Origin of the sequence: Sutcliffiella sp. FSL R7-0096 (genome assembly GCF_038595065.1) — a bacterium.
Lineage (GTDB): Bacteria > Bacillota > Bacilli > Bacillales > Bacillaceae_I > Sutcliffiella_A.
On sequence record NZ_CP152003.1, the window covers coordinates 1,653,122 to 1,672,204 of the forward strand.

Below are 19,083 nucleotides of genomic sequence, written 5' to 3' on the forward strand. Positions count from 1 at the left end.
TATGGAACATGTTGTCATAATAGGAGGAATAGCAGGTGGAATGAGCGCCGCCTCCAAACTTAGAAGATTGGATGAAAAGGTGAAAATCAGCGTATTTGAAAAAGATTCACATATATCCTACGGTGCCTGTGGCCTACCTTACTACATATCAGGAATAACAAAATCCCATGAAGACCTGCTGGCAAGGACTGTGGAAGACTTTGAAAAACGCAACATTCAAGTACACATTCACCATGAGGCAATAAGTGTCGATCCTGAACATCAAAGAGTAAATGTGAAGAACCTTATTACAGGAGATGAAACATGGATCGACTACGATAAATTACTCATTGCAACAGGATCAAAACCGATTGTTCCGCCGTTCGTACCAAAAGGGGCAACAAATGTTCACACATTGAAAACCTTAAATGATGGTATCAGGATGAGAGAGTACTTTTGCAATAAGGCTATAAAAAAGGTAGGCATCATAGGTGGAGGTTACATTGGAATGGAGCTCGTGGAGAGCATGTTGGAGCTTGGGAAAGAAGTTGTGGTCATCGAGCTACAGGACCAGATTTTGCCCAATTATGATGCGGAAATGGCCAATATTGTTTCGGATTCGATAAATTCGATACAAGGTGCTTCCATTCGAACTGGAGAAGAAGTGAAGGAACTTAAAGTATCAGGGGATAAAGTGTCACATATAGTGACGGACAAGGCCACAATTGAAGTGGATACAGTAATCGTCAACATCGGAAATAAACCGAACACGGAGTTTGTTGAAAACCTAGGCCTGGAAATGCTGGAAAACGGGGCAATTATCGTAGACACCCAACAAAAGACTAGCCTCCCATCCATTTATGCTGCTGGTGATTGTGCAACAAGTAATCACCTTCTATTGAACAGACCTGTCAATATCGGTCTAGGCACAACGGCGAACAAACATGGAAGAGTGGCTGCAGATAACCTGGCTGGCATACCATCCACTTTTGAAGGGATACTTGGAACAAATGTTGTGAAAGTGATGGAATGGACCGCTGCTATGACTGGGCTGACCGAAAAAGAGGCGAAAAAAGAAGAACTCGACATTGAATGTGTAGTCATTGAAACAAATAACCACGCCTCCTACTACCCGGATGCCGAAACCATTCATATCAAGCTTGTGTATGAAAAGGGCTCACAAAAGCTGCTTGGTGCACAAATGGTTGGTAAGGATATATCGATTGCCAAAAGATTGGATGTCTATGCAACGGCTATAACCTGCGGATTGTCTACCAAGCAAATCGGTATGCTAGATCTCTGTTATGCCCCACCCTATGCTACAGTTTGGGACGCAGTTCAAGTGGCAGCAAATGCAGCAAAATAAGAAACTAGATAAGTTGTTAAAATATTGTGAATTTTCTTTACCACTAAAGTCAAATATGCTAATGTAATAGTAGCTCTATACATATATTTTGACAGAGGAGTGAGAGAGATGAAGGTCCGCTACAATTTCGTGCCAAAGCATGATGTTCAGTATTGTGAACCAACTTATACCATCAAACAGGCATATGAGAAAATAAAGGATACTGGTTATCGGTGCATTCCGATCCTTTCCAATGATGGCCATAACTTTCTTGGCCTTGTCTACAAAGTTCATCTGCTTGATTATCTATATGAAGAAAAGGGTAGTGAAGAAGATTCCATCGAGGTACTGATAAAAAGTCAAGACGCATTCATCTTTGAAGAAGACTCCTTTTTCAAGGCATTCTTCACAATCAAGCGTTTGCCATTCATCGCAGTGCTGAATGAAGACAATGAATTTCTGGGGATATTAACCCACGCGAATGTCATGGATGTGCTTGCCGATTCTTTTGGCATGAAAACGGGGGGATATACTCTCACCATTGCAACAATCGAACATAAAGGGGCCATCAAGGATCTCGTATCAATGTTAAAGGATATCAATATCGACGGCATGCTCACTCTTGATAACGGCGAAAAATACTTAAGACGTATCATAGTGAATCTTCCTGCTGAATTACCAGAGGAAAAACTGAACAAACTGGTCAAAAAGCTTGGAGAAAAAGAATTCAGAGTTACACACGTTGATCAAATTGATGTGCAAAAATAAAAATAAACATCTAAAAGTAACGAGCGGTCTCCACTTTTATGGGACCGCTCATTCTTTAGTGCAATAAAATTTCTTTATCAATTAATATATTGGATAGGGTGACAATTTCGGCTTTATCTTCTAACTTGGGGATGTATTGCTTGAGTACACTTGCGGTCTTCTCGCCCACTACCCCAACATGACCGATTGCAATAATGGAATCATCTACTTCTGTTTTTTTGATCAGCTGAGTAGTCTGCTTCACAATATGATTGGTGGTAAAAACTTCGTCAAAAAACAACTCATTTTCTAAAAATGGCACACCCATCTTAGTGGCCAATTCAGCGACAACACTCTTTTTGGTTGTTTTACTGTCGAGATAGTAAAGGTTTCTCTCTTTGCAGATACCAAGTATCACGCTCATGATACGTTCATCAGCTGTTATTTTGGAACCCATATGATTATTTATTCCGACTGCATAGGGAACGGAATCGATGGCATCATTTACCCTTTTGTATACTTCCTCGTCGGATAGATTGGATGTGATGGCCCCGGGACCTAGCCAACTTCTTTTCCCTTTTAAAGGTTCCATGGGGAGGTGAAGGATCACTTCATGACCCAAACGATGTGCCATTTCAGCATCCTTTTTGGTAGTGGATAGGAATGGCATGACCGCGACTGTCAGGGAGACAGGTAATTGAAGGATCTCCTCTGTTCCTTTCATATTATTCCCAAAGTCATCAATGACAATGGCTACCTTATTGCTTGTATGTTCTTCTGCTGAAGCCTTTTGACTTGAGAGGTTGAAAAGGATGGAAAAGCTCATCATGATCACTAGTAAACGTTTCATATATCCACCTGCTTCGTTTTAGATTCGACAAAAACTGCATACTTGATTTTTGAATTTTATTCTACAAAGCATACTCTCTCTAGATACTTTGTACTATTTTCATCTAAATTAAATAAAAAAATTCAATGAAAAAAATGTCTAACTTTGCGATTCTATTTACAATTATAGAAATTATTGTAATAATTCCTATTGTGGATTATAGAGAGAGAAGGGGCGAATGGACATTGACTTATGAAGGGTATGTAGATCACTTGTTATTATTAATTAAAGAAAAAAGGGACAATATGATTGCCATTGCCAACAAAACCGGTTATATCAGTGAACAGACTGTAAAATGCAGTCAAGATCTGGACAAGTTGATTTACCAATACCAAGAAATGATTTTCGACAAAAAATAAATTTAAATAAAAAAAGAAAAATAGCCGCCCATAAGGAACGGCTAAAAAATTTGGATTAAAAATATCATAAACAATAGACCGATAATAAAAGAATATGTCGAGGAAGTCTCGTGACCATCCCCATGGCTTTCAGGTATTAATTCTTTATAAATGATATACAACATGGCCCCAGCGGCAAAAGCAAGTCCATACGGAACGAGTGCAGATACTACCGAAGTTAAATAGAAACCGAGTATGGCCATCGGTATTTCGACTGTACCAGTTAACGTAGCTACCACAAAAGCTTTCATCCTCGTTATTTTTTGATTCATTAAAAACAATGCCACCAAAAATCCCTCAGGAGCATTTTGTAATCCTATCGCAAATGCAATTAAATTTCCGGTTTCTTCTGCGTCCGAAGCATAACTTACACCTACTGAAAGTCCTTCAGGTATATTGTGCAAGGTAATGGCAGCAACTATCAGCATCGCTTTCTGGTCAAATGCAATTCCTTTTCTATTATGCTCAAGATCGATATGAGGAATCGACTTTTCCAGTAGCGTCAGAATGATGACCCCAAAAAGTAATCCAATTCCTAAAGGAAGAAATCCTCCATATGATAGTGCTTCCGGTATTAAACTTAATGTTGCGGCAGCCATCATGATTCCTGCAGTAAAAGCGAGCAGTGTATCTTTCCACCTGTGCGACAACGTGTTTTTTAAAAATAGGATAGGCAAGGCCCCCAAACCGGTTGACATTGCAGCTAAAATACTTCCCAATAAAGCTTCTTTCATATCTATAATTCCTTTCTGATTCTGAATCCTATTAGAAATAGAATAGTATGATTATTCCTATTCAATAATTCAGTAAACTAAAGTATTAAGGTTATTGTACCAATAATAATGCTAGATACAAATTGATTAATTAAAAGCACTTTTTGAAGGACGTCCCTCATCAATCATCTGACATCTTAGACATTCTTTGGCGGAAAATATTAACTATTTGTTAAGACAGTGTTAAGGAATTGACGAAAAAGCTGATATTTCTGCAATAAAAAAGTAAATATTTTTAACATTTTGTAAAAAAACAGAAAAAAATGTAGCCTAATAGAGAAAAGATTCGTTATAATTTTAATTGTGAAAAAACAACATCATCATTTCTTAGGGGGAAAAAGAAAAATGAAAAAGTTTTTGTCAATCTTTTTGGTTGCGATTCTAGCAATCAGCTTAGCTGCATGCGGCAGTAACAACTCGGGCACTGAGAACACCAACTCCAGCAATGGGGACTCCGGCGAGCAAATCAAACCGGAAAAAATTGTAATGGGATTTGTACCTTCTCAAGATTCTGACTCTATTGCAGACACTGTACAACCATTGGCCGACCGTTTAGGTGAAGAACTGGGAGTGGAAGTGGAAGGTCGTGTAATGACTGACTACACAGCACTGATTGAAGCAATGGGTTCTAACACAGTACATGTTGGATTTATCCCGGCATTCGGTTATGTACTTGCAAATGAGCAATATGGCGCTGAAGTAATCCTTAAATCCATGAGACACGGAAGCGGTACATACAAGGCGCAATACCTTGTAAGAGCTGATTCTGGAATTGAAACGTTAGCTGATTTAGAAGGAACAGTATGGGCATACGGAGATGCAACTTCAACATCCGGATTCCTATTCCCAGCTTCCCAATTGATGGATGAGTTCGATATCGCATCTACACAAGATCTACAAACGAACTTCTTCTCTGACACTATTCAAACTGGCGGTCATGACCAAGCTGCTATCGCAGTATTGGAAGGTGACGCTGATGTAGCAACAACTTTTGATGATGTTCGTACAACACTTACAGAAGAATATGATACGATCATGGAAGATTTAAAGGTTCTTGGCTATACAGAAGAAATTCCAAATGACACGATTTCTGTAACGAAAGAGCTTGATAAAGAATTGGTTCAACAAATCAAAGATGCATTCCTTTCTTTCAATGATGATGAAGAAATGATCCAAATCATGAACGATGTTTACAACTGGGATGCAATCAGTGAAGCTGCAGACGAAGAGTACCAAGTTGTAAAAGATACGTATGAGAAATTCAAGGATTCCATTTCTTTCTAATTTAATATGATTCGCAATCCAGGGGGAGGTTGCTTACTTCCCCCTATTTTATTTGTGTGTAAAGAATTGAGGGGGTTTGCAACATGATACAGTTCAAAGATGTTTCCTTGGTGTACCCGAACGGAACGCAAGGGTTGAAGAATATTAATGTAACAATCAATGAGGGCGAATTCGTTGTTATTGTCGGCCTGTCTGGTGCAGGTAAATCGACATTTATCAGAAGTATCAATCGTTTGGTCACTCCAACCTCAGGAGAACTGAATGTAGATAATGAAAACATTCTAGCATACAGAAACACTGACCTCAGAAAGCTACGAACCAAAGTAGGAATGATTTTTCAGAACTATAATCTGGTAAAAAGATCGAATGTTTTGAAAAACGTACTTGCCGGTCGATTAGGATATACTGGAACATTGCGTTCCATGTTCAATTTTTTCAAGAAAGAAGACCTAGCATTAGCTTACGAAAGTTTAAAGCGTGTAAATATAGAAGAAAAACTTTATAATCGTGCCGATGAACTTAGTGGCGGGCAACAGCAACGTGTCAGCATCGCACGTGTACTGACTCAAAAACCAAAATATATTTTGGCAGACGAGCCTGTTGCATCACTTGATCCACCAACCTCCCATCAGGTAATGACCTACTTGAAGAAAATTAATAAAGAAGACAAAATCACTACAATTGTAAACCTCCACTTCATTGATATGGCAATGGAATATGCTGATCGCATAATCGGGATGAGAGCAGGAGAAGTGGTGTTTGATGGACCTGTTTCAGAGGTATCAGAAAAGACGTTTGAACAAATCTATGGTCGTGCAATTCGGGAAGACGATTTGCGCGGAGGTGTAGAACAGTGAAGTTAGAAGAGAACAAGACAGCACCTTCACTCCTTCCTGCAAAAACGAAATTTAAACTAAGTGTCATTTTCGCATTGATAATTGGTTTTTACATTTTAAGTACGGTGAAGACTAATGCGACAATTGGCGATTTAATCAGTGGAATCCCAAATATGTTTAAGGTGATTGTGAAGTTCTTTCCACCAAACTTGAATGTATTTGTACACATTTTAGAGCCTATGGCCACAACTGTGCAAATGGCCATCATTGCCACAACGGTTGCATCCCTTTTATGTATTCCGTTAAGCTTATTGGCAGCACAAAACGTCACTACCAATAAATTCGTATATACGGCTGTACGAACATTCCTAAATATTCTGCGCACAATTCCGGATCTAGTTCTAGCGGTTATTTTCGTTGGTCTATTTGGAATAGGGGTATTACCTGGTATTCTTGCACTTATTATTTTCTCTTTGGGTATTTTAGCGAAGTTAATCAGTGAAACCATTGAATCTGTAGATATGAATCCAATGGAAGCGATGAGTGCGTCTGGTGCCAATACGCTTCAGAAAATTTCATTTGCACTGATTCCACAGGTGCTGCCGCAATTCGTTTCCTTTGTTCTATATGTATTCGAGATCAATATCCGTGCTTCGGTAGTTTTAGGACTGGTAGGGGCCGGTGGGATTGGGATTATCTTAAGTCAACAACTAAGATTCTATAACTATCCGAATGCAATGTTAATCATCCTGGTTATCTTTGCAATGGTTGTTATCATTGAATATATTTCAACTAAGATCAGGGAGGCGATTGTATAATGGAACTTGTCTTACCTCCCAAAAAGAAGACGTCCTTGATAAAAAAGGTGAGAAACTGGGGAATCTTTCTCTTCCTCGTATTAATGTATGTTTGGACCTTTGCCACCATTGATATCAACTGGACTCGCGCAGCGGAAAGGATGGTCAACAACTTTCATCGCGTCATTCCAAAGCTTTTCAGTCCAGAATGGTCCGCAATCGGCAAAGTTTGGTCCGCAATGGTCGAAACCTTGTATATCGCATTTGCAGGTTCCCTCATGGCTGCCATTCTTGCGATACCACTAGGTTTCCTTGCTGCACAGAATATGACAAAAAGTAAGGTTCTGACCACGTTTGGGAAATGGATCTTGAGTGGGGTCAGGGCATTCCCGGATCTAATCTTGGCTATACTATTTGTAGTGGCAGTAGGACCGAATCCGTTCGCCGGGGTCTTGGCTATCGCCATCGGATCCACAGGAATGCTTGGTAAACTGTACTCGGAAGTGTTGGAATCCATCGATATGAATATCGTGGAGGCCATGGAAGCAAGTGGCGCAAATAAAATCCAAATTCTATTCCAAGGAGTCATTCCACAGATCATACCAGAATTCCTTTCTTATGCTATCTATCGTTTCGAGATTGACGTTCGTGCGTCGACCATTCTTGGGATTGTCGGAGCCGGCGGTATCGGAACACTGATACAATTCGCACAGATGAATCGTAACTGGGAAGAGATGGGCTTGATTCTATTGGTGATTATCGTAGTAGTCACCATTATAGATTTCCTATCTTCAGCTATTCGTAGAAGAATCGTATAAGTATTTTTTCTATAGGGGTGATCTTCATGATCAGCCCTTTCTTTAATAAAGGCTCTTTTCGTAAACTTTGTTGCTTTTTCGTATGCATACATTAACCAATATTTTCCTTACTGTCATGCTCTTTTCCCTGCCGTACTTAAGAAACTACTTGCACCTTAAAGAGTATGAAAGCAGTAAAAAGTCCAATTGCCGACTTTTTACAAGGGATAGCAACAATCTTTGAGGAAAGAGCCTTAATAAAGTTTGATCGGGAATAGGAGGCTACCAATTGAAGCTGAAATTAACAATACTCGAAACCAGTGATGTACATGGCTCTATCATGCCCTTAAACTATGGAAACAATGAAGCGGCGGCTCTTGGACTTGCAAAAGTATCAACAGTCATAAAAGATGAACGAAAAAAGAAAGAGCATGTTCTATTAATCGATAATGGGGATCTGATACAAGGAACACCCCTAACCTATCATTATGTTAAAAAACAAGCACACCTGGAAAATCCGATGATCACTGTGTTGAATCATCTGAACTATGATGCTGCTGTAGTCGGAAACCATGAATTTAATTACGGTCGTGAGGTATTAAAGAATGCTGTGGAAGCATCAGAGTTCCCATGGTTATCCGCCAATATTCTCGACCAACAAAGCGGAACACCTTTTTTAGGAAGGCCTTATTTGATTAAAACATTCGGTCCTATAAAGGTGGCGGTCTTAGGGGTAACGACACATTACATACCGAATTGGGAAAACCCTGACCATATCGAAAAGCTCTCTTTTATAGACGCTCTGGCCTCCACCGAAAGATGGGTATCCATCATTAAGGAAAACGAAAACCCTGACTTATTAATTGTCAGCTATCATGGTGGTTTCGAGCGTGACCCGTCTACCGGGGAAGCAACAGAAAACCTTACCGGAGAAAATCAAGGCTATGATATCTGTAGCAAAATAAAGGGAATCGATATCCTTCTGACCGGACATCAGCATCGGTCCATCGCAACATCCATCCATGATGTACTTGTCGTACAGCCTGGGGTGAATGGACAAATGGTAGGGAAAGCGGAAGTTACTTTTGAGAACGTAGATAGTAGATGGCAGGTCGTTTCGAAGGAAGCAGACCTAATATCAGTGGTGGATTCAGAACCAGATCATGAGGTGGTTACACTGATTGAGGAATATGAAACGGCAACACAGGAATGGTTAGATTTGCCGATGGGGAAAATCAACGGCGATATGCTAGTGAAAAATGCCAATGAAATACGTACCCAAGATAATGCCCTAATTGAATTTATCAATAACGTTCAAATGAAGGCTACTGGTGCTACCATATCTAATACAGCTCTTTTTCATAATAATTCTCCTGGATTTCCTGCAAATGTCACCATGAGGGATATCGTTTCAAACTATATTTACCCTAACACGTTGAAGGTAATTCGAATTTCAGGTCAAGATATAAAGGATGCATTAGAGCGTTCCGCCTCTTATTTCATTATCGGCAGCAGTGGGGAATTGGAAGTTAATCCTTCTTTCACCACGCCAAAGCCACAGCACTATAATTACGATATGTGGGAAGGAATCGAGTATATTCTGGATATAAGGAAGCCATTCGGTGAAAGAGTGGTGAAGCTAAATAGGAACGGTAATCCGCTAGATATGGAAGTGGAATTTGATGTGGTGATGAACAATTATCGTGCAGGTGGTGGTGGAAACTATCCCATGTACAGAGGTAAGGAGGTCATACAAGACATCCCACTGGACATGTCCGAATTAATCGCGAACTATATAATGGAAAACAAAGTGATCGATGCAACTGTAAATGACAATTGGAAGGTGATTTGGAAATAGGTTATTGCTGTTAATGGATTCTATAGCTGTTGATAGTAGCCCGGTGCGGAGATCAACAGCGGTGTATTATGGATTTTCATGATTGACAATTTCTAGAAAATAGATTGACGAAACCCTTCGATTGCTATACCATTAGTTTTAATTCAAGATATTCTAGAAAAAGGAATGACTACTATGGCAGAAAGACATGAGCTTGATACTTCATTAAAGCTATTTATCGTTCTATCACGAGCTTTTCGCGCAGTAAACGATCAAGCAAACCAATCCATTCAAAGTTTCAACTTAAACCCGACTGAATTTGCAGTACTTGAACTTCTTTATCATAAAGGCGATCAGCCACTTCAGCAAATTGGTGGAAAAATATTATTGGCAAGTGGCAGTATTACCTATGTGGTAGACAAGTTAGAGAGCAAAGGGCTTCTTGCCCGAAAAGCCTGTCCAAAAGACAGAAGGGTAACGTATGCACAAATCACTGAGGATGGTAAAAAGCTGCTCCAGGAAATCTTCCCGAAGCATGAACAGCACATCCACGGCCTGCTCCACGGCTTAACGCAACAAGAAAAAGAACAAGCCATCGAACTAATCAAAAAGCTAGGACTCAACGTAACAGCAACATCAAAAAAATGACCTTCAAAGCTGAAGGTCATTTTTTGTTGAGAGGATAAAAAAAGTTGCGAAGGGGACAGACCCCACAAGGAATTTCACCAATCGTGTCGAATACATATAATTGTGAAGTCTGTTTATAAAGGGGGATAATACATATGAGATTTGAGGATTTTAGTTATACTCGTCCGAATGTGGATGAGGTGGAGCAGAAGTTTATGGCTGCTTTGGATAGGTTTGAGGCGGCAGGTACTGCAGGAGAGCAGGAGAAGGCAATCCAGGAGATCAATGATATTCGAAATCATTTAAGCTCCGACTTTAATTTGGTTTATATTCGCCATTCCATTGATACGAATGATGAGTTTTACAAAGAGGAGCAAGATTTCCTGGATGAGATCGAGCCTCTTACTAAATCTTGGGATACAAAATTCTATAAAGCTCTAGTTAAATCACCGTTTCGCACAGAATTAGAAGCGAAATGGGGGACGCAACTTTTCGCGCTAGCGGAATGTGAATTAAAAACATTTGACGATTCCATTATCGAGGACCTGCAGCTTGAAAATAAGCTCAGTACGAAATACTCCAAACTGGTCGCTTCTGCAAAAATCGTTTTTAACGGGGAAGAGCTGACACTTGCTCAATTAGACCCTTTTACAGAGTCGGAAGACCGTGAAGTCCGTAAACAGGCAAGTGAAGCAAAGTTCGGTTTCTTCCAGGATAACCAGGAAGAATTTGATGAAATCTTTGACCAACTTGTAAAAGTACGTACCAAGATGGCGAAAAAACTTGGCTACGAAAACTTCGTGGAGCTTGGCTATGCACGAATGACACGTACGGATTATAATGCGGAAATGGTGGCGAAATTCCGTGATCAAGTGAAGGAGTCCATTGTGCCTCTTGTAGGAAAACTGGCCGAAAGACAGCAGGAACGTATTGGTGTCGATGCCCTGAAGTATTATGATGAAGGGTTTAAATTTAAATCTGGAAACGCAAAACCTAAAGGGACTCCGGAATGGATCATTGAAAATGGAAAGCAGATGTATGAAGAGCTTTCCGAGGAAACAAAGGAGTTCTTCCAATTTATGATTGATAAGAACCTGATGGACCTTGTTGCGAAGAAAGGGAAAGAGGCCGGTGGATACTGCACGTATATCCCAACCTATAAAACACCTTATATCTTCTCGAACTTTAATGGTACTAGCGGTGATATTGATGTTCTTACTCATGAAGCGGGACATGCTTTCCAAGTGTATATGAGCCGTGAATTTGATGTGCCGGAGTATAACTGGCCAACTTACGAAGCGTGTGAGATTCACTCCATGAGCATGGAATTTTTCACTTGGCCGTGGATGAAATTGTTCTTCAAGGAAGATACCGAGAAGTACAAATTCTCACATTTGAGTGGGGCCATTTCATTTCTTCCGTACGGGGTGGCAGTAGATGAATTCCAGCACTTCGTGTATGAAAATCCTGAAGCGACTCCTGCTGAAAGAAGCAAGGCATGGAGGGAAATAGAGAAGAAATACTTGCCTGGCCGTGATTATGAGGAAAACTCTTATTTGGAATCAGGGAGATTTTGGCAGCGACAAGGCCATATTTACCGTAGTCCTTTCTATTATATCGATTACACACTTGCTCAGATATGTGCATTGCAATATTGGAAGTTGTCTCAAGAAAATGCTGAAGCAGCGTGGAAATCTTATTTGGAACTTTGCAAACAAGGCGGTAGCAAGTCATTTGTAGACTTGGTGAAATTTGCAGGCCTTCGTTCACCATTTGAGGATGGGTGTGTAGAGTCGGTTGTAGGTGAAATCGAGTCTTATTTAAATGATGTAAATGATAAAGCATTATAAAAGACTTTAAGCTGTCGTATTTTTACGACAGCTTTTAAATTGGCTTTTTCTTTCCCTTTTTACGCAAATTTTGTAGAATAGAGGGTACAGTATTTCCTGAATAGATGTAAATCATTCATCAAATATTTTAGCAAAAAGCGGTAAGGTACATAGAGAATTTAATGAAGATACTATAATTAACATTTTTAGTATCAGAAAAGGAAGTGACTATAGTGAAGACGAATGTTTTATTTTCCAATGTTTCAACTCTAAAAGTGTATGGAGAGTATCCTCTTTCCGTTTCTAATATATTTTCTGATTCTAGACAAGTGACTACGGATTCCGTTTTTGTCTGCATTAAAGGCTATACGGTGGACGGACACCGCTACATTGCATCTGCCATTGAAAAAGGTGCCAGTGTCATTGTGGTGCAGGACCTACCAGAACATATGGACGAGCGTGTTTGTTATGTGCATGTAAGGGACACGGAAAGAGCACTGGGCCAACTAGCAAATATGTTCTTTGACTATCCTTCCACTAAACTGCGTATTGTAGGGGTTACCGGGACTAACGGGAAAACGACGGTATCAAGTGTCATCAATAATGTCATGAGAAGAGAAGGATATAAAACCGGCCTGAGCGGTACGATTGAAATTGATATTGATGGGGAAAAATTCGAGAGCAAGAATACGACTAGCGATGTTCTTACCATGCAACGTATGCTAAAAGATATGGTAGAAGCCGGTGTGACGGATGTGGTAATGGAAGTATCCTCACATGGTTTGATCCTAGGACGACTCGCAGGGGTGGAATTCCAGAACGGTGTGTTTACCAACCTTACACAGGATCATCTTGATTTCCATGGTACGATGGAGCATTACAAAAATGCAAAAGGCTTGCTTTTTGCTCAGCTTGGACAAGATCTTCGCAAGGATAAAGCAGCTATTCTAAATGCTGATGATGAGGCAAGCAATGATTATATCACGATGACAAGTGCAAGAATCATCACATATGGTATCAAGAAGGACGCGGATTTCAAAGCAAGGGATATTAAGTTCTTTGAGAACAAAACATCCTTTACCCTTGAAACGAACTTTGGAGAGTTTGAGATGGAAATTCCATTTGTCGGAGAATTCAATGTGTATAATATACTTTCCGTAATTTGTGTTCTTTGGGATAAAGGTATGCCATTTGAAAGGATATTGAACCATCTTAAAGAAACGCCTCCACCAAGTGGTCGCATGCAGACATTGGCTACAGGTGATAAGCGGACTGTCATCATTGATTACGCACATACCGAAGATGCAATCGGCAAGGTATTGGACAGCATTAGGATGTTTTCCAAACATAAGATAATCTCCATTATCGGTACAGGTGGCGGAAGAGACAAAGACAAACGTCCGAAGATGGGTAGAATTGCTACCGAGAAATCTGAATATGTCATTTTTACTACGGACAACCCATTAGACGAACCTGGTGAGGAAATTGTAGAAGGTATGGCGGCAGGAGCCGTTCATGATAAATTCGAATGCATACCAGACCGCGAGCAGGCAATCATCCGTGCAGTGGAGGTTGCAGGAGAAGGGGATGTCATCCTCATTGCAGGTAAGGGGCATGAGAACTATCAATTGATTGGGAAAGAATCTGTCCCGTTTGATGAAAAAGAAATCACACTAAAAGCAGTTAAAGCCTTTCCATTATCTGAAACGATTCCGACAACATAGAGAACAGGAAACGGGCTGACTAGTTGATCGGTTCACTTATTACCTGAGTGGGCCATCAACTAGTCATTTTTTTGGTCAATCATGTTTGGAAGTATCATGTCAAATGGAATAGGGGATGTAAGCAAAATGGGGAAAATGCTAGGAGTATTTTTATTTATTTTTCTGGTTGCATTTGGATGTTCAAGCGATTCTTCAGTCACACCGGAGAAATCTGAAGATAGCAATATAGAGAATCAAAGTGGGGAGAATACCTCAGAAGTGGATGAAGCAGAGAAAGAAGCGGTAAAAGCAGAAGAGGATGAACAAAGACAAGAGATTAATGAGCTAGCCGTAGAAGTAAGTGGAAAAGTATATAGTGATTCGTCGCAATTTTCTGAGTATGTATCCGGCGTGAAAACCAGGATGGATACAGAAGAAAAAGTAATATCGTTGACTTTAGATGCCTGCGGTGGAGAATTTGGGAGTGGGTATGATGAGGAGTTAATTTCTTTCTTGATAGAACATAATATTAAGGCTGATCTTTTCGTTAATGCAAGATGGATTGATGCACAATATGAAGAGTTTGTAGAGTTATCCAAAAACCCTTTATTCAGTATACAGAATCATGGTACCGAGCATAAACCATTGTCAACTTCCCCTAGGATTGCATGGGGAATAGCAAGCACTTCCACACAGGAAGAAATCATCGCTGAAATAATGGATAACCAATTAAAAATTTATGATATAACAGGAACCACCCCTAAATACTTTCGATCAGGAACCGCCTTCTATGATGAGATATCCGTTCAAATTGCGGAGGATTTAGGAGTGCAGGTAGTTAATTTTGATGTGATAGGAGACGGTGGAGCTACATTTACAAAAGATGAAGTAGTTCAGGAAATGCTTAAAGCCCAGCCAGGTTCCATAATTATCCTTCACATGAACCAACCGGAAAGCGAGACTGCTGAAGGGGTAAAAGAGGCAGTTTTCAATTTGATTGAACAAGGCTACAGTTTTGTCCACCTGCATGAATATGAACTAGAGTAAATTACAGTTCTGTAACAAATGAGTGAGTAGCACATAATGAAAAGTTTACGGGTCACGATAAGTATGGGAGGTAAGTTTCGTGGCTTGTATGTTTCATGTATTATTTTCCTTTGTTCTGCTATTCAATGTTTCTGCTTGTCAATCGAAGACAAAAGTGGAGAATGCCAATTCGTTGATGAAGGACCAGATTATCCAACAGAAAAAGCTCGATGTGATCGTTGAGGTAGAAAATGAAGTCGATGAAGTACTGAGGCTAATCAATTTACAGGGCTTAACTAGATATAACTTAATATTCATTGGCAATTCTCAAGACGAAAAAATGAAATTCTATATCCCAGAATTTAAAAGTAGGGGGTTCAGGCTGTATCGACGTGGTATAGGCTTGGATTTAAATAAAGAGCTGGATATTTAACATTCTCCTCAACTAAATGAAGCAAGGGGCTACCTTGCTTCTTTCAGTTTGTAGACAAAGCTTAAAATATTGAAATTTTCTAGTTGATCGCAGTGGAAGGAGTGAAGACTCCTGCGGGAGGAAAGGACATGGAAGACCCAGCGGGGCGTAGCCGAGGCCACTGAAAAACTTATTATTTTTACGAAGTAATCATGCATTTTGAAAAATAAGGCAACTTTTTACCCAATATAGGGATAAATAGTTGCCTTATAACGTTCCGCTTTACTCTAGTTTCATTTATAAGCTTCATTATTCTCTTCATTACAATATCTACATCTGATAAATCGTAGATAGCTTTAAGCAACAGATATTTGAACATACGTATAGGTAGTATTGCCTTGCGGCCATTATCTAGACAATATTTTGTTTTTAATACTACGTAGATAAAGAGAAGTCTACTAGTTCATTTATTTGACGGACAATGTTCAGTTTGGGAACTAGGATATCATATATTGCAGAAAATGGACTAAGATTAAAGGATGCTTGGTTTGAAATCATTCGTTAGTTTAAATGAAATCAACTTTCTTCTGCTTTATAGGATGGAGTATTTCCAGAGTAAATGGTGACTCTAGCTGTAGCTTGGAACAAATGGCGTAGACTCCAGCGGGGGAGTAGCGGCAATCTTGAGACCCCGCAACGAAGTGAGGAGGCTCAAGGTCGCCCCGCGGAAAGCGAAGCCATTTGTGTAAAGCAACAGCGGTGTTTAGCAAATGTATCAAAGTATAAATTCAGGTACTTTTTCAGTGACCTTGGCGTAGCCCGAGGAGGCTTCCGGACTGCCCGCGGAAAGCGAAGCTCCTGCAACGAACAACAACTCTTCCAACAGAAAACCTAACTAGTTTAAAATTGGTCAACAGTATAAAAGAAGCAAGGGGCTACCTTGCTTCTTTTAATATCATAAAGCCTTTACTTCAATCTTATCTTCCAACACATCCACCTGAATGGTTTGTAGTGTCTCGTTCTCTAAAAGAAGGTCTGTAATTGGATCTTCAATATGTTCCTGAATGACCCGACGTAGTGGTCTTGCACCATAAGCAGGGTGATAACCAAGTGCTGAAAGTTTTTCCTTCGCACTATCTGAAACGCTTAAAGAACATTCGCGTTCTTCTTTTAACATACCGCTTAGTTCATCGAGCATGATATCGATAATTTCAATTAAATGATCCTTTTTAAGCTGAGAGAACTCAATGATATTGTCAAAGCGGTTCAGGAATTCCGGTTTAAAGTAATTGGCTAGATTTTCTACTATGGGACTTTCCACAGGAGAGTTTAGTTTTTCAAAGCCTACGGTTATTTTCTTATCGGTGACACCTGCATTACTTGTCATGATAATCACCGTGTCTTTGAAGCTTACGGTTCTGCCTTGACTGTCCGTCAACCTTCCATCTTCCATCACTTGCAGGAATAAGTGCAGCACATCGGGATGTGCTTTTTCCATTTCATCAAGCAAGATGATGCTGTAAGGGTTTCGGCGTACTTTTTCAGTTAGCTGCCCAGCTTCGTCATGTCCGATATATCCCGGAGGGGACCCGATTAGTTTGGAGACTGAATGCTTTTCCATATATTCACTCATATCAAACCGAATATAGGCATCCTTGGTTCCAAAGAGTTCTTCTGCAAGGGATTTAGTAAGTTCCGTCTTTCCAACACCTGTAGGACCGACAAACATGAATGCCCCGATTGGACGCTCTTTTCTCTTCAGGCCGGCCCGGCTTCTTCGAATAGCTTTGGTGATTTTTTTGACAGCCTCCTGTTGGCCAATCACTTTTTTATTTAAATTGATTTCCAGATTTTTCAGCTTCTCTTGTTCATCAAGCTGCAGCTTTCCTATAGGGATCCCAGACATTTCTTCCATGATCTTTTGGATATCTTCCACTGTAACTTGAGCTTTTACCTTAACTTCATGTGTTTCTGAATTTCTTTGTGCTTCCAGCTTTTCCTCTTCGTCTCGCAATTTCGCAGCCGTTTCATAATCTTCCTTGGAAAGAGCTGCTTGTTTTTCTTTTTCAAGTTGAGACAGACGGGCATCAATCTGTTCCAAATCGATATTATCCAATGTTAGATTCTTTCTTGAACCTGCTTCGTCCATCAGGTCAATGGCTTTATCAGGTAAAAAGCGATCTTGGATATAGCGATGTGAAAGCTCCACACATGCTTTAATGGCATCTTCTTCATAAACGACTTGGTGGTAATCCTCATATTTTGACTGAATCCCTTTGATGATTTTCAGTGCTTCGTCAATTGAAGGTTCTTTCACTGTAACAGGTTGGAAACGCCGTTCGAGGGCAGCGTCTTTTTCAATTTGACGATACTCTTTCAAGGTGGTGGCGCCAACCAATTGCAACTCTCCCCTTGCCAATGAGGGCTTCAATATATTCCCGGCATCCATGGAGCCTTCCGCAGAACCAGCACCAACAATCAGGTGCAGCTCATCCACAAACAGTATAACGTTTTTTCTTTGTTGAAGCTCTGCGATGACTTGTTTCAGACGCTCCTCGAATTGACCACGTATCCCTGTATTGGCAACAAGGGATGCCACGTCTAATAGATAGATTTCCTTGTTTTTTAGTTTAGCTGGAACATCGCCTTCAACAATCTTCAATGCCAAACCTTCGACTATCGCGGTTTTACCAACCCCGGGTTCTCCTATCAATACAGGATTATTTTTATTTCGTCTATTTAAAATTTCTATAACTCGTTTGATTTCTTTGTCTCGACCAATAACTGGGTCAATCAACCCGGTTTTGGCAATGTTTGTGATGTTTTTACCTAGTTCATCCAAAATTCCACCATTACTCTTCTTCGCGATCTCTTGATTCTGAAAAGAGTGAGGTTGAGGACTACCTTCTTTAGATATACCATTCATAAATGGAAAGTCAGATAACAATCCACTTGGAGTTGGTGATGTAAGATTCGCTCGTACTTCTTCAAAGCAGGTAGAGCACAAGACTAATTCAGTTTGTTCATTGTTGGATCGAAGTTTGAATTGAATGGTTGCACGGTTCACTTCACATTTTTGACATTTCATCATCATGCTACCTCCTAATTTTATATGAATAAAGTTTGACTTATTTTGACCTTTAAAGGTTGTAAGCTCATTATACTTTGACCTTTTCTGACTTTCAAGCACTTTGCTTTTAGGGGATTGTTGGTAAAATAGTGTGATATAAAATAGATTGAAAATTTCAGAATATTTTATTGACTTCTATCCTTCTCAGTTGCTATAATTGCAAAAAGCAAAACAAAGATCATTAAACTTAATAGCAGTACTTCTTATTTAGAGTGGTGGAGGGACAGACCCTACGAAGCCCGGCAACCTGCAATGTATGTTTGAAAAGGTGCTAATTTCTGCAGATCTTGTATCTGAAAGATAAGAAGAGGACGTATGACGAAAACCTCTTCTTAGGAAGGGGTTTTTTATTTTTCTATGAGTAATCAAGAATTTAGGTCATAATTGGCTAACAGAAGAAATAACGTAGATTAGATGCTGTTTCATGTTAATGTGTTACCCAACTAAATAACTCTTATCCAGAGTGACTGAGGGATCAGGCCCGATGAAGTCCGGCAACCTTCAAGAATCAACATTCTTGAGTTGGTGCTAATTCCTGCAGGCGGAGTAGCCTGACAGATAAGAGGAGGAATTTCAACCTCTTCTTGTGAAGGGGTTTTTATTTTTTGGCTTTGTTAAAGTTAGTTGTTGACTATGACCTGTTTCTAGCTGGTGATTGGAGCAATAGGCGTAGA

At 39.9% G+C, this 19,083-nt stretch carries 16 protein-coding genes, 1 pseudogene and 2 riboswitches; of the genes and pseudogenes, 13 read left to right on the plus strand and 4 right to left on the minus strand.

What is annotated here, in order from left to right; translation table 11 throughout:
- The first annotated feature begins 1 nt into the window (after position 1).
- Entirely contained in the window at positions 2-1,345 is a 1,344-nt protein-coding gene (locus MKY77_RS08420; RefSeq protein WP_339145400.1) for a CoA-disulfide reductase, read from the plus strand.
- Positions 1,346-1,453: 108 nt separating this feature from the next.
- Positions 1,454-2,092, plus strand: a complete 639-nt coding sequence (gene cbpA, locus MKY77_RS08425; RefSeq protein WP_339145401.1) for a cyclic di-AMP binding protein CbpA — start codon at positions 1,454-1,456, stop codon at positions 2,090-2,092.
- 55 nt (positions 2,093-2,147) lie between these two features.
- On the opposite strand, the gene MKY77_RS08430 is transcribed toward cbpA, so the two are convergent.
- Positions 2,148-2,921: a divergent polysaccharide deacetylase family protein gene (locus MKY77_RS08430; protein ID WP_339145402.1), complete on the minus strand. Its 774-nt coding sequence runs from the start codon at positions 2,919-2,921 to the stop codon at positions 2,148-2,150.
- 134 nt (positions 2,922-3,055) lie between these two features.
- Here MKY77_RS08430 and MKY77_RS08435 point away from each other — a divergent pair, with 134 nt between their 5' ends.
- Positions 3,056-3,319, plus strand: coding sequence for an aspartyl-phosphate phosphatase Spo0E family protein (locus MKY77_RS08435; protein ID WP_342515692.1), 264 nt, complete (start codon positions 3,056-3,058; stop codon positions 3,317-3,319).
- Between the two features lie 41 nt (positions 3,320-3,360).
- Here the strand turns inward: MKY77_RS08435 and MKY77_RS08440 are convergent, their stop codons facing one another.
- On the minus strand, positions 3,361-4,092 hold the full coding sequence (locus MKY77_RS08440) for a ZIP family metal transporter (RefSeq protein WP_339145404.1): 732 nt from the start codon (positions 4,090-4,092) through the stop codon (positions 3,361-3,363).
- 384 nt (positions 4,093-4,476) lie between these two features.
- Between MKY77_RS08440 and MKY77_RS08445 the strand changes: the two genes are divergently transcribed.
- The 10 genes from MKY77_RS08445 to MKY77_RS08490 all read left to right on the plus strand — a co-directional run bounded on the left by MKY77_RS08445 (position 4,477) and on the right by MKY77_RS08490 (position 15,300).
- Positions 4,477-5,415 (plus strand): phosphate/phosphite/phosphonate ABC transporter substrate-binding protein, encoded by a 939-nt coding sequence (locus MKY77_RS08445; RefSeq protein ID WP_339145405.1) that lies wholly within the window; start codon positions 4,477-4,479, stop codon positions 5,413-5,415.
- Positions 5,416-5,498: 83 nt separating this feature from the next.
- Complete coding sequence (gene phnC / locus MKY77_RS08450; RefSeq protein WP_339145406.1) at positions 5,499-6,272, plus strand: phosphonate ABC transporter ATP-binding protein; 774 nt, start codon at positions 5,499-5,501, stop codon at positions 6,270-6,272.
- Positions 6,269-7,069, plus strand: coding sequence for a phosphonate ABC transporter, permease protein PhnE (gene phnE, locus MKY77_RS08455; RefSeq protein WP_339145407.1), 801 nt, complete (start codon positions 6,269-6,271; stop codon positions 7,067-7,069). Before phnC ends, phnE (MKY77_RS08455) begins: the two co-directional genes overlap by 4 nt.
- A complete protein-coding gene (phnE, locus tag MKY77_RS08460) occupies positions 7,069-7,866 on the plus strand; it encodes a phosphonate ABC transporter, permease protein PhnE (protein WP_339145408.1) in 798 nt (265 codons plus the stop codon). Before phnE (MKY77_RS08455) ends, phnE (MKY77_RS08460) begins: the two co-directional genes overlap by 1 nt.
- A gap of 268 nt (positions 7,867-8,134) precedes the next feature.
- Positions 8,135-9,703 carry a bifunctional UDP-sugar hydrolase/5'-nucleotidase gene (locus MKY77_RS08465; RefSeq protein ID WP_339145409.1) on the plus strand — a complete coding sequence of 523 codons (1,569 nt, stop codon included), beginning with the start codon at positions 8,135-8,137 and terminating at the stop codon, positions 9,701-9,703.
- Positions 9,704-9,877: 174 nt separating this feature from the next.
- Positions 9,878-10,330, plus strand: coding sequence for a MarR family transcriptional regulator (locus MKY77_RS08470; RefSeq protein ID WP_339145410.1), 453 nt, complete (start codon positions 9,878-9,880; stop codon positions 10,328-10,330).
- 134 nt (positions 10,331-10,464) lie between these two features.
- Positions 10,465-12,159 (plus strand): M3 family oligoendopeptidase, encoded by a 1,695-nt coding sequence (locus MKY77_RS08475; RefSeq protein WP_339145411.1) that lies wholly within the window; start codon positions 10,465-10,467, stop codon positions 12,157-12,159.
- 212 nt (positions 12,160-12,371) lie between these two features.
- Entirely contained in the window at positions 12,372-13,862 is a 1,491-nt protein-coding gene (locus tag MKY77_RS08480; protein WP_339145412.1) for a UDP-N-acetylmuramoyl-L-alanyl-D-glutamate--2,6-diaminopimelate ligase, read from the plus strand.
- Between the two features lie 126 nt (positions 13,863-13,988).
- Entirely contained in the window at positions 13,989-14,888 is a 900-nt protein-coding gene (locus tag MKY77_RS08485) for a polysaccharide deacetylase family protein (RefSeq protein WP_342515693.1), read from the plus strand.
- A 79-nt stretch (positions 14,889-14,967) separates the two neighbouring features.
- The gene (locus MKY77_RS08490) at positions 14,968-15,300 is read left to right on the plus strand and encodes a hypothetical protein (protein WP_339145414.1); all 333 of its coding nucleotides are present in this window, start codon (positions 14,968-14,970) and stop codon (positions 15,298-15,300) included.
- A 301-nt stretch (positions 15,301-15,601) separates the two neighbouring features.
- On the opposite strand, the pseudogene MKY77_RS08495 reads toward MKY77_RS08490, so the two are convergent.
- Positions 15,602-15,837, minus strand: a pseudogene (locus MKY77_RS08495) (IS5/IS1182 family transposase); the annotation flags it as partial.
- 397 nt (positions 15,838-16,234) lie between these two features.
- Positions 16,235-18,367 carry an AAA family ATPase gene (locus MKY77_RS08500; RefSeq protein WP_339149767.1) on the minus strand — a complete coding sequence of 711 codons (2,133 nt, stop codon included), beginning with the start codon at positions 18,365-18,367 and terminating at the stop codon, positions 16,235-16,237.
- Positions 18,368-18,609: 242 nt separating this feature from the next.
- A riboswitch (SAM riboswitch) is annotated at positions 18,610-18,716 on the plus strand.
- Between the two features lie 144 nt (positions 18,717-18,860).
- Positions 18,861-18,974, plus strand: a riboswitch (SAM riboswitch).
- The last annotated feature ends 109 nt before the right edge of the window (positions 18,975-19,083 follow it).